Annotated in this window: 14 protein-coding genes and 1 tRNA gene; 6 read left to right on the top strand and 9 right to left on the bottom strand. The window is 71.6% G+C overall.

Going from position 1 to position 15420, the window contains the following annotated elements; all coding sequences use genetic code 11:
• Window positions 1-9: 9 nt before the first annotated feature.
• Both H577_RS0103640 and H577_RS0103635 read right to left on the bottom strand, forming a co-directional pair.
• Entirely contained in the window at window positions 10-1092 is a 1083-nt protein-coding gene (locus H577_RS0103640) for an LLM class flavin-dependent oxidoreductase (RefSeq protein ID WP_051191773.1), read from the bottom strand.
• 50 nt (window positions 1093-1142) lie between these two features.
• The gene (locus H577_RS0103635; protein ID WP_029144800.1) at window positions 1143-2129 is read right to left on the bottom strand and encodes a diacylglycerol/lipid kinase family protein; all 987 of its coding nucleotides are present in this window, start codon (window positions 2127-2129) and stop codon (window positions 1143-1145) included.
• 54 nt (window positions 2130-2183) lie between these two features.
• On the opposite strand from H577_RS0103635, the gene serS reads away from it, so the two are divergent.
• From serS to H577_RS0103620, 3 genes are all read left to right on the top strand, one after another.
• Window positions 2184-3449, top strand: a complete 1266-nt coding sequence (serS, locus tag H577_RS0103630) for a serine--tRNA ligase (RefSeq protein ID WP_029144799.1) — start codon at window positions 2184-2186, stop codon at window positions 3447-3449.
• Window positions 3446-4354, top strand: coding sequence for an HAD family hydrolase (locus H577_RS0103625; protein ID WP_029144798.1), 909 nt, complete (start codon window positions 3446-3448; stop codon window positions 4352-4354). The genes serS and H577_RS0103625 overlap by 4 nt, the downstream gene beginning before the upstream one ends.
• A 122-nt stretch (window positions 4355-4476) precedes the next feature.
• Window positions 4477-4564, top strand: a tRNA-Ser gene (locus H577_RS0103620).
• Between the two features lie 23 nt (window positions 4565-4587).
• On the opposite strand, the gene H577_RS0103615 is transcribed toward H577_RS0103620, so the two are convergent.
• Entirely contained in the window at window positions 4588-5490 is a 903-nt protein-coding gene (locus tag H577_RS0103615; RefSeq protein ID WP_029144797.1) for a LysR family transcriptional regulator, read from the bottom strand.
• Between the two features lie 84 nt (window positions 5491-5574).
• Here H577_RS0103615 and H577_RS0103610 point away from each other — a divergent pair, with 84 nt between their 5' ends.
• Together H577_RS0103610 and H577_RS14965 are read left to right on the top strand one after the other, a co-directional pair.
• Window positions 5575-6528, top strand: coding sequence for an amidohydrolase family protein (locus tag H577_RS0103610; RefSeq protein WP_029144796.1), 954 nt, complete (start codon window positions 5575-5577; stop codon window positions 6526-6528).
• A 36-nt stretch (window positions 6529-6564) separates the two neighbouring features.
• The gene (locus H577_RS14965; RefSeq protein ID WP_036283633.1) at window positions 6565-8046 is read left to right on the top strand and encodes an aldehyde dehydrogenase family protein; all 1482 of its coding nucleotides are present in this window, start codon (window positions 6565-6567) and stop codon (window positions 8044-8046) included.
• Here the strand turns inward: H577_RS14965 and H577_RS16860 are convergent.
• From H577_RS16860 to H577_RS0103575, 6 genes are all read right to left on the bottom strand, one after another.
• Window positions 8015-8899: an SDR family oxidoreductase gene (locus H577_RS16860; RefSeq protein WP_029144795.1), complete on the bottom strand. Its 885-nt coding sequence runs from the start codon at window positions 8897-8899 to the stop codon at window positions 8015-8017. The two genes, H577_RS14965 and H577_RS16860, sit on opposite strands and share 32 nt — an antisense overlap.
• A complete protein-coding gene (locus tag H577_RS0103595; protein ID WP_211217884.1) occupies window positions 8896-9978 on the bottom strand; it encodes an amidohydrolase family protein in 1083 nt (360 codons plus the stop codon). The genes H577_RS16860 and H577_RS0103595 overlap by 4 nt, the downstream gene beginning before the upstream one ends.
• Before the next feature lie 2 nt (window positions 9979-9980).
• Window positions 9981-10853: an alpha/beta fold hydrolase gene (locus H577_RS14955; RefSeq protein ID WP_051191695.1), complete on the bottom strand. Its 873-nt coding sequence runs from the start codon at window positions 10851-10853 to the stop codon at window positions 9981-9983.
• Between the two features lie 28 nt (window positions 10854-10881).
• The gene (locus H577_RS0103585; protein ID WP_029144793.1) at window positions 10882-11310 is read right to left on the bottom strand and encodes an HIT family protein; all 429 of its coding nucleotides are present in this window, start codon (window positions 11308-11310) and stop codon (window positions 10882-10884) included.
• Window positions 11307-12179: an NmrA family NAD(P)-binding protein gene (locus H577_RS0103580; RefSeq protein WP_029144792.1), complete on the bottom strand. Its 873-nt coding sequence runs from the start codon at window positions 12177-12179 to the stop codon at window positions 11307-11309. Before H577_RS0103580 ends, H577_RS0103585 begins: the two co-directional genes overlap by 4 nt.
• Before the next feature lie 86 nt (window positions 12180-12265).
• Complete coding sequence (locus tag H577_RS0103575) at window positions 12266-12952, bottom strand: GntR family transcriptional regulator (RefSeq protein ID WP_029144791.1); 687 nt, start codon at window positions 12950-12952, stop codon at window positions 12266-12268.
• 121 nt (window positions 12953-13073) lie between these two features.
• Here H577_RS0103575 and H577_RS14950 point away from each other — a divergent pair, with 121 nt between their 5' ends.
• Window positions 13074-15416: a transketolase-like TK C-terminal-containing protein gene (locus H577_RS14950; protein ID WP_051191693.1), complete on the top strand. Its 2343-nt coding sequence runs from the start codon at window positions 13074-13076 to the stop codon at window positions 15414-15416.
• Window positions 15417-15420 lie beyond the last annotated feature (4 nt).

Below are 15420 nucleotides of genomic sequence, written 5' to 3'. Positions count from 1 at the left end.
CTTCGGCCCCTATCCCAGGGCTCCGGCCAGCAGCTCGAGGGTCTGCACCCGGCCGGGTGAGGCATCCATCGGCTCGCCCTCGTACGCGCCGGCGATCGGCGAGATCATCACCTCGTCGACGCCCCACGTCGCGGCGAAATCGCGCAGCGACGCCGCGACCTCGTCGCCGGTGCCGACGAACCACTTCGCACGCATCGACTGCATGATCGAGTCGGCCATCGCGTCCATCGGCGCGGCCTGCGCCTGCTCGACGGTCTCGAGCGGCTGCAGCGGCTTGTTCGTGCGCAGCCGGGCCATGCTGCGCAGCTGCGGCAGCGCCCGCGCCTCGGCCTCGTCACGCGCCGGCGCGGCGACGGCGTTCGCGGTGAGGAACGTACGGGGTTCGGGATGCCGCGGGCTCGGCCGGTACTGGTCGCGGTAGAGCGCCAGCGCCCGCTCGAGCCCGGTGCCCGAGAAGTGGTTCGCGAACACGTAGGGCAGGCCCTGGGCTGCCGCCAGCTGTGCGGAGTAGTCGCTCGAACCGAGCAGCCAGATCTCGGGAGCCGTGGTCGCCGCCGGCGTCGCGTGGATGTCGTAGGTGCCGCCGCTGGTGAACTGCACCGTGGCCCCTTCGGGGTCGACCAGCCGGGCGATGTCGCGCACATGGTCGGGGAAGCGCTCCACATCGCTCGTGGTCCCCGACATGCGCAGCAGCTGGGTGATGACCGGATCGCTTCCCGGCGCCCGCCCGATGCCGAGGTCGATGCGGCCGGGTGCGAGCGCCTCGAGCGCGGCGAACTGCTCGGCGACGACGAGCGGCGAGTGGTTGGGCAGCATCACGCCGCCCGAACCCACCCGGATGCGCGACGTGCGTGCCGCGGCCGCGGCGGCCAGCACCGGCGGCGTGGTCGATGCCACCGCCGGCATGTTGTGGTGCTCGGCGAACCAGTACCGGCGCAGGCCCAGCACGTCGGCGCGGGCGACGAGGTCGAGGGATGCCGCGACCGCCTGCGCACTGGTCTGCCCGGTGCGCACCGGCACGAGGTCGAGGACCGACAGGGCGGGGCCGGACAGGGTGGGGCCGGACAGGGTGGGGCCGGATGCAATGCTCATCGTCAGGAGCAACCCGCCGGGCCGCTGCGCCATTCCCTGGGCGTGCCCCCTCACCCCCGATGCCCGCGCGGCACCGCGACCAGCAGCGCCCCGGGCAGCACCCGGCACCGGATGCGGGAGGCCTCGCCGAACTCGTCGCCGTCCAGCTCCACCGGCTGCGGCACCTCGACGCCCGCCTCGAGCGCCGGCCCCTGCAGGTAGCGCACCGAGGTGTCTCGCCGCCGCTGCACGATCCGACGCCCGGCGCGGGTGCGGCGCAGCACGGAGTTGTCCCACCACACCTTGCGCCACACGCCCAGCCAGCCGAACCAGCCGTTCGGCTGGATCAGCGCGACATCCAGCAGTCCGTCCGCCACGGAGGCATCCGGAACCAGCTCGATACCCGCCGGCAGTGCCCCGCAGTTGGCGAACAGCATGCTGTGTACGCGCGTGGTGTGCAGCCGATGCCCTTCCAGCTCGTACACGACTCGGAACGGGCGCGCCCCCGGCAGCGAGCGGGCGGCGCCGTCGACGTAGGCGACCCAGCCCACCGACCGCTTCAGTTGCGAGCGGGTGTTCGCGATCATGGCGGCATCCAGCCCGATGCCGGCCATCACGACGAACGCGTGCTCGGCGGTCGTGCCGTCGGCGCGGGTGAGCCGCGCCATGCCGATGTCGATCTCCCGCACCTCACCGTCGAACGCCGCCCGGATCGCCGCCTCGGGGTCGGTCAGCGGTAGTTCCAGGTTGCGGGCGAGCAGGTTTCCGGTACCGCTCGGCACGATCGTCAGCGGCACCCGGCTGTCGACGAGCGCCTCGGCGACCGCACGTACGGTGCCGTCGCCGCCGGCCACGAGCACGGCGTCGACCCCTTCGCGCAGAGCGCGGGCCGTGACATCCTGCCCCAGATCTTCGGGGGTCGTCTCGTAGAACAGGGGATGCCGCCACCCCGACCGCTTCGAGGCCTTCTCGACCCGCTGCCGAAGCCGGCGCCGGTCGACCTTCGTGGGGTTGTAGACGAGCGCGGCCCGGCGCGCCGAGCCGTCCTCGTCCGTCATGGCCCCACGATACCGGCCGAGAGAGTGCCGGATGCCGCTGGCTAGACTTGTCGGATGATCGATCCCGTTCTGCTGCGCGAGAATCCCGAGCTGGTCAAGCAGTCTCAGACCAAGCGCGGCGAGCCGGTCGAGGTGGTCGACGAGGCGTTGGCGGCGGATGCTGCGCGCCGTGCCGCGATCACGACGTTCGAGCAGCTGCGCGCCGAGCAGAACGCGCACGGCAAGAAGGTCGCCGCCGCCCCCAAGGACGAGAAGGCGGCCCTGGTCGCCCAGGCGAAGGACCTGAGCGAACGGGTGAAGCAGGCCCAACTGGCGGTGGCCGAGGCCGAGCAGCACGCGCATGAGGTGCTGTCGCGCATCGAGAACATCGTGATCGACGAGGTGCCCGCCGGGGGTGAAGAGAACTTCGTCACGCTGCGCACCCACGGCGAGGTGCCCACGTTCGATTTCGCGCCGCGTGACCATCTCGAACTGGGTGAACTGCTCGACGCGATCGACATGGACCGGGGCACCAAGGTGTCGGGCAGCCGGTTCTACTTCCTCAAGGGCGTCGGCGCGCGGCTGGAGTACGCGCTGATGTCGCTGGCTCTGAACCGGGCGATCGAGGCCGGCTTCACGCCGATGATCCCGCCGACGCTGGTGCGGCCCGAGGTGATGGCCGGCACCGGGTTCCTGGGGCAGCACTCCGACGAGGTGTACCGGCTCGAGAAGCAGGACCTGTACCTGGTGGGCACCAGCGAGGTGCCGCTCGCCGGATACCACATGGGCGAGATCCTCGACCTTGCCGGCGGGCCGATGCGGTACGCGGGCTGGTCGACCTGTTACCGCAGCGAGGCCGGGTCGTACGGCAAGGACACCCGCGGCATCATTCGGGTGCACCAGTTCAACAAGCTCGAGATGTTCGTGTACACCACGCCCGACGACGCCGAGGCCGAGCACCTGCGCCTGGTGGGCATGCAGGAGCGGATGCTGCAGGACCTCGGTCTGACCTACCGCGTGATCGATGTCGCCGCGGGCGACCTCGGCTCGTCGGCGGCGCGCAAATACGACATCGAGGCGTGGGTGCCCACGCAGGGCACGTACCGCGAGCTCACGTCGACCTCGAACTGTACGACGTTCCAGGCGCGGCGGCTCGATGTCCGGTACCGCCCCGACGGCAAGAAGACGCAGCACGTGGCGACCTTGAACGGCACGCTGGCGACCACCCGGTGGCTGGTCGCGCTGCTCGAGACGCATCAGCGCGCGGACGGGTCGGTGACCGTGCCCGAGGTGCTGCGCCCGTACCTGGGCGGGCTCGCCGTGCTGGAGCCTGTGGCGTGAACCCGGCGCGACTGCCCGAGACTGGGAGCATCGAGGTCGACGACGCCGCCGAGACGGCGCTGCTGGTCGAGCAGGCGGCGCGGGATGCTGAGAACCCCGCGGTCGTCTCGGCCCGGCTGCTGATCGCGCTCGACATCGACGGCACGGTGATCCTCGAGGACGAGTCGCTGAGCCCGGGAGTAGTGGATGCCGTGGCCCACGCGCAGCGCGCGGGGCACGAGGTGATGCTCGCGACCGGGCGCAGCTGGGAGGGCACCCGCGGCATCCTGCGCGTGCTGGGGCTCGCCCCGGAGTACGTGGTGTGCTCGAACGGTGCGGTGATCATGCGCCGGGTGGATGCCGACGAGTTGCGGTACGAACGGTTCCACACCGAGACCTTCGACCCGAGCGAGGTGCTGCGTCTGATCCACGACAACGTGACCGAGGCGCACTACATGGTGGAGCTGGCCGACGGCACCCGGCTGTACACCGAGCCGATGGACGACTGGAACCTGGTGAACGCGCGGCGGGTGCCATTCGCCGAGCTCGCCGCCCAGCCGGTGTCGCGTGTGGTGGTCGTCTCGCCCGGCCAGACCGAGCAGGACTTCGTCGACCTCGTGCACCGGATCGGTTTGAACCAGGTGTCGTACGCGATCGGATGGACCGCCTGGCTCGACATCGCGCCGATGGGGGTCGACAAGGCCAGTGCGCTCGAGCACGTGCGCGGCTGGCTCGGCATCGACCCGGCCCATGTGCTGGTGATCGGCGACGGGCGCAACGACGTGGGCATGTTCCGGTGGGCGCTCGAGCACGGCGGCCGTGCGGTCGCGATGGCGCAGGGCCCGCAAGAGGTGCGGGATGCCGCGGGCGAGACCACCCTGTCGGTGACAGACGGCGGCGTCGCCGCGATCCTCCGGGGCCTGTAGCCCCGGGCGCGACCCGGTCGCCGCGGGCCCCAGTCGGTCGCCGCGTGAGCGCAGCGGGCGCCCGGCCGGAGGCATCCCGTCGTTCCGAATGGATAGACTCGAGCACTGACGGTTCGCCGTCGGGAGGGTTGTCCGAGCGGCCGAAGGATCTGGTCTTGAAAACCAGTGGGCAGCAATGCCCCGTGGGTTCGAATCCCACACCCTCCGCCACCCGCTTCCGATGCAGACGCCCACTACTCGCCCGTGGCGGCTGCGGCGACCCGGGCGATCAGGGCCCGCATCCAGCGGTGTGCGGGGTCGTCTTCCAGACGCGGATGCCACAGCATCCCGTAGGCGATGCCGGTGATCGCCGATGGCAGCTCGACGATGCGCAGCGCCGCGTCGAGGTGTCGTTCGGCGAACCGGCGGGGCAGCACCGCGATGAGCTCGGTGCCGCGGACGGCCGCGACGGCCGCGGTGAAGTACGGCACTCGCACCTCGGCGGTCGCGTGGATGCCGAGCCGCTCGAGCTGGTCCATGACGATCGTCTGCTGCGGGAACATGCCCGCCACGGTCGCGTGTGGATAACGGCCGAGATCGTCGACCGTGAGCCGGGGGCCCGACAACGGATGCGAACTCGCCAGCACGCCGACGAAGTCCTCGGCGAACAACGGCTGACGACGCAGATTCGGGGGAGCCGCCAGCGGTGTGAGCACGAGGTCGAGGCGCCCCTGATCGAGATCGGTGAAGGTCGTGGGCGTCATCGGGGTGACGATCAGCGACATCTGCGGCGCCTCCCGCGTGAATGCGGGGAACAGGTCGTCGCCGAGGATCGCCAGGGGGTAGTCCGACGCTGCGACGCGCATCACATCGTTCGCCGTCGCAGGATCGAACGACGTCCCTTCGAACAGCGTGCGGATCGCGGGGAGCAGGGTCGCAAGCTCGTCCTGCAGCATCCTGGCCCGCGGCGTCAGTTCGTAACCGCCCGGCGTGCGCACGAGCAGTTCGTCGTCGCAGGCGACGCGCAGCCGGGCGAGGGCGCGGCTCATCGCGGACTGCGTGAGGTTCGCACGCGCGGCGGCGCGCGAGACGTGCCGCTCGCGCAGCAGCAGTTCCAGCGGCCTGAGCAGATTCAGATCGACGTTGTCGATATGCATGGCACTCATAGTAGGGCCGCACCTGAATGCATTGGACACCTACGCGCACTGCTGCGAGTCTGGCACCACCGACCAGGGGGAGTCATGAAGATCATCGCGCTCGAAGAGCACATGTTCCCGCGAGACATCCTGCACGCCGAAGGCCTGTCGTTCAGCCCCCGGGCACGCGCGAAACTGCCCGACCTCGATGAGGTGGGCGACGCCCGTCTGCGGATCATGGATGCCGCGGGGATCGACGTCCAGGTGCTCTCTGCGCTCGGCTGGATCGTGCAAGAGCTCGAGCCGGCGAGGTCGGTCGCGATCAGTTGCGCGCTCAACGACCGCCTGGCGGACGCCGTCGCGGCGCATCCCGACCGCTTTCGGGCGTTCGCGTCGCTGCCGATGACCGACCCGGCACGGGCCGCCGACGAGCTGACCCGTTGTGTGAAGGAGCGGGGCTTCGTCGGCGCGATGATCCACGGGCAGACCAACGGGGTGTTCCTCGACGACCCGTCGGTGCGGCCGGTGCTGACCACTGCGGCCCGCCTCGGCGTGCCGATCTACCTGCATCCCGCCCCGCCGCCGCCCGCGCTGCGGCAGATCTACTATTCGGGGCTCGAGCCGGCCGCCGCCGAGTGCCTCTCCACCTCGGGATGGGGATGGCATTCCGAGACCGGAATGCATGTGCTGCGCATGGTCGTCGCCGGTGTCTTCGAGGAGCTTCCCGACCTGACGATCATCGTCGGGCACATGGGCGAGGGCCTGCCGTTCCACATCGACCGCATCGAGGACATGCTCGGCCCGGTGGTGCGGGGCCACGCGCTCACGGTCGCCGAGACGCTGCGTCGCAACGTCGCCCTGACCACCTCGGGCTACGTGTCCGATGCGCCCCTGCGGTGCGCGATCGAGACCTTCGGGGTGGATCGCCTGATGTTCTCGGTCGACCACCCGTTCGCCGACAGTGCGCGGGCGACGGCCCACCTGCGGTCGGCGCCGGTCTCGGACGAGGATAGGCAGAAGATCGCGCACCGCAACGCCGAGGCCCTGCTCGGCCTGTGAACCCCGCGGCACACGCTCGCGCGAGATGGAGGAGAGATGTCGATCATCGCACCGGCGGAAACCGCGACCGAGACGTCGCATTTCATCGACGGATGCTGGACCGCTCGCGGCGGGCCGACCTTCGCGGTGCGCAATCCGCTCGACGACTCGCTCGTCGCCGAAGCGGCAGCGGGCGGTCGGGCGGATGCCGAGGCGGCGGTGGCCGCGGCCGCCGCCGCATTCCCTGCCTGGGCAGCCATGCCCCCGGGCGAGCGTCAGCGGCTGTTCCTGAAGGCGGCCGACATCGTGGACGCCCGTGAGGACGAGATCGTGCGGCTCATGGCGCGGGAGGGCGGGTCGAGCCGCGCGTTCGCCGCGTTCCAGATCCGGCTGTCCGCGGCGATGCTGCGACAGGCGGCCGGCTGGGGCTACCTGCCCGCCGGTGATGTGCTGCGCAGCGACGTCGCCGGCCGCACCGCCACGGTGACGCGCAAACCGCTGGGCGTGGTCGCCGGCTTCACCCCGTGGAACGGCGCCTTCTACCTCGCTTGGCGCACGTTCCTGCTCCCGATGGCGTTCGGCAACACCACGGTGATCAAGCCGTCGGAAGAGGCGCCGCTGTCGGCGGGGCTGATCCACGCCGAGATCCTGGAGCAGGCGGGCTTTCCGGCGGGGTCGTTCAATGTCGTCACCCACGCGCCGGGCGCGGCGGCCGAGATCGCCGATGTGTTCTTCGCGAGCCCGGCCGTGCGATGCATCGACTTCACCGGCTCGGATCGCACGGCGCGCATCCTCGGTGAGCGTGCCGGCCGGGCACTGAAGCGCATGGTGCTCGAGCTGGGCGGGTTCAACCCGGTGCTCGTGCTCGACGAGGCCGACATCGAGGAGGCGGTGAAGGCCGTCACCTTCGGCGCGTTCCTGCACCAGGGGCAGGTCTGCATGAACAGCCGCAAGGTGTACATCGCGCGGGATCGCCACGACGAGTTCGTGGCCGGCCTTCGCGCCCGGGTCGAGGCACTGAAGGTCGGCGACCCGACCGATCCCGAGGTGATCATCGGGCCGCTCATCAACGATCGGGCCGTCGCGCAGATCGACGAGCGGGTGCGCGATGCCGTGGACCGCGGGGCGACGCTCGTCACCGGCGGCACGCACGAGGGGCGGCTGTACCGGCCGACGATCCTCACCCACGTGCCGCCGGAGGCGATCTGCACGACCGGCTGCGACGAGACGTTCGGGCCGTTGCTGGTGATCGAGGCGTTCGACGACGTCGAGACCGCCATCGCCGACGCGCAGTCCACGCCGTACGGGCTCAGCGCGGCGATCATGACCGGCGACCGCGGGCGGGGGCTCGACATCGCCGAGCGCTTCGACGCCGGCATCGTGCACGTCAACGCACCCACGATGGCCAGCGAGGCCGCCCTGCCGGTGGGCGGCGTCAAGGACAGCGGATGGGGACGCTCCGGGCACTACGCGATCGAGGACTTCACCGAGGTGCGCCTCACGACCGTCAGTCGCGATCCCGGCCGCTACCCGTTCTGAGCCATTCCCGCCGCACGAACTGCGCGAACGAGGTGGGCTCGCGGCCGAGCAGCCAGGTCAGCACGTTCGGATTGCCGACGAAGTCGTGCGCGCTGTATCGGGCGCTGATCGAGCGCAGCACCGCCAGTTCGTGCGTCGCGGTCGCCGGGTCGCGGTCGCCGAGCCAGGCGGTCGCATACGTGTCGGCGTCGATCTCGCGCACCGCGATCGGACGGCCCAGCACCTGCGCGATGACCTCGCCCAGCTCGTGGGCGGTGAACCGTCCCGGCGCGACCAGCTCGTACGTGGCGGCCGCGTGACGCGCACTGTCGACCAGCGCCATGACCGCGACATCCGTCACGTCGTCGAGGTCGACCAGCGACTGCCGGCGCGTGAGCGACCACGACAGTTCGAACGCGCCGCGCTCGAACGCCGGCTGCAGCTTGAGCGGCAGCATGTAGTTCGACGGCTGCAGGATGGTGAACTCCAGGTCGGATGCGAGCAGATGCTCCTCGATGTCGCGTTTGATCTCGTGCTGCACCAGGTCGGTGACGATGGAGTGCAGCACCGAGCTGAACACGAAGTGCTCGACGCCGGCCTCGACCGCCGCGTCGATCAGGCCGAGTCCCATGGCGCGCTCGCCGGGGCTCAGTGTGGCGCCCACGTGGTACACCTTCGACACGCCCCGCACCGCTGCGCGCTGCACCCCGGGCTCGGCCAGGTCGCCGACGAGCACGTCGGTCACCCCCCGTGCGCGCAGAAAGGCGGCGGATGCCTCGGATCGCACCACGGCGCGCACCGGCAGCCCGGCGCTCAGCAGCTTGGGAATCAGCAGCCGGCCCTGGTTGCCGTTCGCGGCCGTGACGAGTATCACGGTGCCCCCGAGACGCGCTCGCCGGCGATCCAGACGCCCCGGATGCGCCGGGTCGCCGCGATGTCGGCGGTCGGGTCCTCCTGCAGCAGCACCAGGTCGGCGCGCAGTCCGGGGGCGATCCGGCCGCGGTCGGCGAGCCCGAAGTGCGCCGCCGCCGTGCTCGTCGCCGCGCGCAGCACCTCGACGGTGCTCAGCCCGGCGTCCACCAGCAGTGCCAGCTCGTCGTGCAGGCTTGCACCGAAGGGCGGGGATGCCGGGGCCGCCGGCGTCTGGTTGGCATCGGTGCCCGCAAGCACCGGCACGCCGGCCTCGTGCAGCGCCCGCACCGAGTCGCGGGCCGGCTCGTAGCGCGGGCCCGGACCCGCTCCGGCGAGCCGATCGACGATGCCGCGCATCATCGTCAGCGTGGGCACGACGATCGTTCCGGCGGCGGCGAGTTCCGCAGCCCGGGCGGTGCCGATGGGGCGGTCGAGGGGAGCGTGGGTGAGCACGTCGACGCCGGCCCGCTGCGCCATGTCGACGGCGTCCGACCGCGACGCGTGTGCGACGACGGCCTTCCCCCGCGCGTGCGCGGCCGCGACGATGGCGTCGACCGTCTGCTGGTCGAAGCCGGGCAGGTCGATGACGACCTTGAGGTAGTCGGCGCCCTGCGCGATGCGGCGAGCCACGGCGGCCTCGACCTCGTCGGGGCCGGCGACGAGGGACTCCCGCGCGGCCGGGACGTCCTTCAACCGCTGGGCGTGGGCGCTGGCCGGCGAGCTCATCGCCATCATGGCGCTGCGGATGTCGGTGGTGCCGGGCAGCCCGCGCAGCGCCGCCACGAGGTCGGGCGGCGAGCTCATGTCGAGCGCCGTCGTCACGCCGTGCCGCGCCAGCGCGGCGAGCGTCTCGGGGCCGTACAGGTGCACGTGGCAGTCGATCAGGCCTGGGATCAGGTATCCCCCGTCGACGACCTCGGTGCCGGATGCTGCGGAGGCCGAGGCATCCGGTGCGATCAGCCCGCCCTCGACGGCGACGTCGGTCGGGTCGCCGAAACCGTCGCCGTCGAAGACGCGCACCCCGCGCAGCAGCACGGCCACGATCACACCCGGGCGGCCGCGACCGCCATCGCGAAGTCGAGCTCCGCCTGCTGGAACCGTTCGGCGGGCACATGGAAGTCGATGCAGTGGCCGCTCCCCGGCTCGAGCGCGGAATCGACCGACGCCGCCGAGCCGAACCCGGCGCGGAACTCGTCGATCTCGTTCTGATCGGTCACCCACAGGTGGTCGAACTCGCCCTGCCGGTGGAACACCGGCACCGTCACCCGACCGCACACCTCGGCGCGGCGCGCGATCCAGCCGCCGGTGATGTCGAGCAGCTCGGCCTTCGGCACCAGTGTGTTCGACGGGTGGCTGGCGGCGGGCATGTCGTCGGTGAAGGTGCCCTCGGGCCCGAACATCACCTGGTCCTTCATGGGCACCGGCAGCTCGATCATCGGGATCGGCGGCAGCGACTCCCAGGCGGCACGGGACTCCTGCGGCACCCGCACGAGGCATCCCGAGATCGCCAGCCCCCGCAGCGGCCACGACGGCTGCGTCGCGGCGATCGCCGTCGCGACGGCGGCGCCGATGGAGTGGGCGATGAGCACGATGCCCGCGGTGCCGTCGCCGTACTGCTCCCAGATCTCGCCGATCGCGTCCGAGAGGACGTCGGCGTTGGCGAGGATGATCGAGTCCTCCGCCTCCAGCGGCGAGGAGTCGACGTAGTTGGGCCGGTCGAGAGCGATGATCGGGATGCCTCGCGCCGCGGCGCGATCAAGCAGCGAATACCCCGGGATGTCGAAGTACTCGGAGGTGTAGGTGCCGCCGTGCAGCGCGATGACGAGCGGGGCGCCGTCGGCGGCCTCGCCGAGGGCGGCGCTGCGGCCGCTGTAGACGCGGCCGTCGGAGGTGGTGAAGCGGAACGGAGTGGACATCGTCGTCCTTTCGGGTCGGGTGGCGGATTCAGGCAGGAGCGGGGGCGGCCAGGGCGCGGCGCACGTCGGCGGCCACCGCGAGCGAGGCGGCGCGGTCGCGGTGATCGGCGCGCAGGGCGAGGATGCCGGCGCTGCGGTGCTCGGTGGCGAGGTCGGCCGGGCGCGCGGTGACGAGGAAGTGGAAGTGCGGGTAGTTCTCGCCGAAGCTCATGAAGTACGCGCCGGTGGCGTCGGTGCCGGCGACGATCGCGGCGACGAGCCGCTGTGACACCCGGCCGAACCCCGCGAGCTCGTCGGCGGTCAGGGCCTCCCAGCCCTCGGCGTGCCGGCGCAGCCGCAGGATGAACCAGCCGGGCACGTCGTAGCCGTCGGCGACCTCGCACGACCAGACGTCGTCGCGATACACGACCGCCTCGTCGTCGGCGGCCTCGAGGTCGCAGGGCAGGCAGGCGCTCATGAGGCGGCCTCCGCCGGGGCGAGCACCTCGTCGAGGAACGCCTCGATGGTCCGCGGAGCCCGCCCGGTGACCTGCTCGACGGTGTCGGTGACGAACGCGGATTCGCCGGCGCGGAACAGCGCGTACATCTCCTCGAAGTGCTCGGCCTCCCACTCCTCGGTGCCGCGGGCGACGAGCGAGGCACGCACGTCGGCGGGCGTGACCTGGGCGAGTCCGGCCGGCCGTCCGGTGCGCGCGGCGACCAGGTCGGCGATCTCGGCGTACGTGACGGCGCGGGGTCCCGTCAACACCAGCGTCTGCCCGTCCCAGTCGTGGCGCAGGATCGTCGCCGCGGCGACGGCGCCGACATCGCGGGCGTCGATCAGGCTGATGCCGGCGTCGCCGAGCGGGTTCATGATCGTGCCGGTGGCGTTCAGGCCGGGCAGCATGAGGCGTTCCACGAGCACCTGTAGGAACGAGTTGGGGCGCAGGATGACGAAGGGCTGCCCGCTTTCCTGCAGGATGCGCTCCACCTCCCAGTGCTGGCGGCAGGCGTGCGGCCCGTCGGGGGTGATCGCCGAGCTGGTGCCCGACAGCTTCACGATGCGGATGCCGGTGCGACGCAGCGCGCGGATCACGCCGAGCTGGGCGTCGCCCATCGAGAACCCGTGCGGCGAGAGCAGGAACACGGTGTCGACGCCGTCCGCGGCGGCTGCGAGGGCGGCCGGGTCGGTCATGTCGCCGGCGTGCACGTCGACGTCGTCGCCGAGCAGTGCGTGGGCCCGGTCGGCGTCGCGGACCATGACGCGCGGATGCTCGCCCTGCACCTGCAGTTCACGCACCACGTGCGGGCCCACGTTGCCGGTGGCGCCCAGAATCAATGCGGGCATCGACGTCCTCTCGCTATTCGCTACGATATATCCTGCATGCTAGGCGTGCCGCGGAGCGAGCGCAAGAGGCATCCCCTGAAGGCCCGTCAGCGATGCTCGAGCGCCGCGATGTGCGACAGGATGCGCTCCTCGTTCGCCCGCAGGTGCTGCCGCAGCGCCTGCGCCATGCCGTCGGGGTCTTCGACCAGGGCGGCCTCGCGCAGCACCCGGTGCGTCTCGTAGCGGCGGGCGCGTTCGGCCTCGGTGATCTGGGTGGGGTCGAAGACGAGGTGCGTGTACCGTTCGGCTGCCATCCAAAGCGTCTCGAGCACCCGCTCGTCCCAGTCGTTGGCGGCCGGATGCACGAGCGCGGCGTGGAAGTCGTAGTGCGCCTGCCAGGCGATGTCGGGGTCGGGGTGGCGGCTGCCCTCGAGCAGTTCGTCCAGCCGCGCGATCTGGGCGGGCGTCCGCCTTCCCGCCGAGGCGCCGGCCAACGGCAACTCGACGACGTAGCGCAGCCGGTAGATCGCCTGCAGGTCGGCGCTCGTCAGGGGCGCGACGCTGGCGCTGCGGGCCTGACGCAGGATGATGAGTCCCTGCGACTCGAGCCGGCGCAGCGCCTCGCGGATCGGGATGTGGCTGACGCCGAGTTGCGCGGCAAGGTCACGGATCGAGAAGTTCGCGCCGGGCGCGAGCGCACCGGTGAGCACGGCGCGCCGGATCTCGGCCGTCACCAGGTCGACGGCGGAGGCGTTCGCGGCCGCGACCGACCGCACCTGACCGTCCACCGTCATCCTGGCCCCCTCGCTCGTGTCCGCAGAACATCGTCCCACGGGCCGGGCTCGACTCTTGCACATCGCCCCGGTGCGCCGCTAGCGTATATGGTATATCCTCGTGGGGACGAAGGAGTCGGAAATGGATGCCGTGGCGAGCCGCACGCCGATCTCGGCCGAGCAGCGCACGCTCGAGGCCATCGAGCGCAAGGTGCTGTGGCTGTCCACCGCGATCATCGATGCCGCCAACGGCCCACTGCGCAAGGACCCGGACGGGCTCAAGGTCGGCGGCCACCAGGCGTCCAGCGCCTCGATCGCCACCATCATGACCGCGCTCTGGTTCACCACCCTCACCGCCGACGACCGGGTCTCGGTCAAGCCGCACGCCTCGCCCGTGCTGCACGCGATCTCCCACCTGCTCGGCGAGTTGACGCCGGATCAGCTCGGCACGCTGCGCGCGTTCCACGGCCTGCAGAGCTATCCGAGCCGCTCGAAGGACCCCGACACCGTCGACTACTCCACCGGATCGGTCGGCATCGGCGCCACCGCCCCGGTGTGGGGCGCCATCGCGCGCCGGTACGCCGCCGACACCGCCGGCGCCCCCCGCAGCCGCGGCCGGCAGTACAGCCTGGTCGGCGATGCCGAGCTCGACGAGGGCGCCGTGTGGGAGGCCGTGCTCGACCAGACCGTGAGCGACCTCGGCGAGATCGTGTGGATCGTCGACTTCAACCGCCAGTCGCTCGACCGGGTCGTGCCCAACATCTCGGCCACCCGGCTGCAGGGGATGTTCGCCGCCGCCGGATGGCAGGTCATCACGCTCAAGTACGGGCACCTGCTCAACGAGCTGTTCCGACGTCCCGGGGGCGAGCACCTCAAGGCTCGCATCGACGGGATGTCGAACCCGGAATACCAGCGGCTGCTGCGCTGCTCGGCCGCCGAGCTGCGCGACCGACTCCCGGGCGCCGACGAGAGCGCCGCGGCGATCCGGTCGCTGCTGGACGACCTCGACGACACCACCGTGACCCGCGTCATCCGGGGCCTTGCCGGGCACGACATCCCGAGCCTGGTCGACGCGTTCGGGCAGATCGACGACACCCGGCCCACCGTGATCTTCGCCTACACCATCAAGGGCAACGGGCTGCCCAACGCCGGCCACCCGCAGAACCACTCCAATCTGCTCACCCCCGCGCAGCTGGCCGAGGTCGCCGCCGCGCTCGGCGAGAGCGTCGACGACCCCTGGCGACCCTTCCCGGCCGGCTCCGACGAGGCCCGGCTGTGCGCGCTGACGGCCGCCCGGCTGCGGCGCGACCCGGTGCCGGATGCCGCGCCTCCGGCGGTGCCGGCGGACTTCGGCCGCGAGGTCAAGGGCCACAGCTCCACCCAGCAGGCGCTGGGGCGACTGCTGCTGGATCTCACCCGGCTCGCGCCCGACGCCGCCCGGCGGGTCGTGACCGTCGCGCCGGACGTGGCATCCTCCACCAATCTCGGCGGCTGGGTCAACAAGGTCGGCGTCTGGTCGTCGGCCGAGCGGCGGGACTGGTTCGCCGACGACGCCGAGACCATCCTGCACTGGAGCGAGGGCCCGAACGGGCAGCACATCGAACTCGGCATCGCCGAGGTGAACCTGGTGTCGCTGCTCGGCGAGCTCGGCGCCACCTGGAGCCGGTGGGGCGAGCCGCTGCTGCCGATCGGCACGCTCTACGACCCGTTCGTCACCCGGGCGCTCGAGCCCTGGTCGTTCGGGGTCTACGCGGGAGGCCAGTCGATCCTCATCGGCACGCCGTCGGGCGTCACCCTCGCCGCCGAGGGCGGTGCGCACCAGTCGATCATCACGCCGTCGATCGGCATCGAGCAGCCGGGCGTCGTGGGGTTCGAGCCCGCGTTCGTGCAGGACTTCGAGTGGTGCATGCTCGACGCGCTGTCGCGCCTGGGCCGGCCTGACGGATCGTCCAGCTACTTGCGCCTCACGTCCCGGGTCATCGACCAGACCCTTGCGGCGGTGCCCGCCGATCCGGCGGCCCGTGAGCGCCGGCGTCGGCAGGTCGTCGCCGGCGGCTATGTGCTGCGCCGCGTCGCAGAGCCGCAGGTGACGCTGGTCGGCATGGGCGCGCTGATGCCCGAGGTGCTCGCCGCGGCCGACCGGCTCGCCGGACTCGGCGTCGCCGCCGACGTGGTCTGCGTCACCAGCGCCGACCGGCTGTACCGGGCCGTGCGCGCCCGCGGCGGGCACGGCGACGGCGACCCGTGGATCCTCGACCAGCTGCTCCCCGCCGAACGGGCGAGGCCGTTGATCACCGTGCTCGACGGACACCCGCACACGCTCGCATTCCTCGCCGCCGTGCGCGGTGTGCGCAGCGTCAACCTCGGGGTCACCGAGTTCGGGCAGACCGGTACGCTCCAGGAGCTGTACCGGCTGCACGGCATCGGCCCCGACGCCCAGGTCGCGGCGGCGCTCGACCTCGTCGACGCGTCACCCGCACACTGAGAAC

It is taken from the genome of Microbacterium luticocti DSM 19459, assembly GCF_000422405.1.
Classification (GTDB): Bacteria; Actinomycetota; Actinomycetes; order Actinomycetales; family Microbacteriaceae; genus Microbacterium; species Microbacterium luticocti.
This window is presented reverse-complemented; position numbering and strand designations above follow the sequence as displayed.